Raw genomic sequence first — 526 nt, forward strand, 5'->3', positions numbered from 1 at the left:
TGATTAAGCGCTCGCTCTTCCTCGCCTTTAGAGAAAAAGGCCATATGACGTACTTCTACGCCCAGTGGAAAGTTAGGCGGGAAACTGGCGCAAAACTTTTTCAAACGTTCAAGATACTCTGGGCCAAAAGCTGCTGGGAGTTGTATCGTCCATTGACCGACGCGCTCATGCAGGGGCTCCATGATTTTCATAAAATCACGAAGTTGCTCGTTGCAGCCTCTTAGCATTTGTTCATGAGTGATAGCCTTAGGGAGCTTAAACGTAAACTTAAAATCGTCGTGCGTTGCCGCTTTCCAATTTTGCACCGTGTTGTGTGTCGGCGTGGCGTAAAAGGTGGTATTTCCTTCCACAGTATGAAATACCTGAGCGTATTTTTCTAAACGCTCAGCAGGTTTAGTTCCACTACCGTAAAAGCTTTGTTGCCATTGGTTGTGAGACCACATGGTTAAACCAAGTCGAAGGGGTAAATTATCCATCATTCTTTATTGTTTGTATCTCCTGTACGCACTTTACGAGAGTTTTGCTG

At 45.1% G+C, this 526-nt stretch carries 1 protein-coding gene; it reads right to left on the reverse strand.

All coding sequences use genetic code 11. The features are described from left to right. The coding region (locus R7Q09_RS28185; RefSeq protein WP_318138026.1) for a DUF72 domain-containing protein at positions 1–476 on the reverse strand (476 nt) is incomplete at its 3' end. Positions 477–526 lie beyond the last annotated feature (50 nt).

This window comes from Vibrio sp. 2130-1 (genome assembly GCF_033339515.1).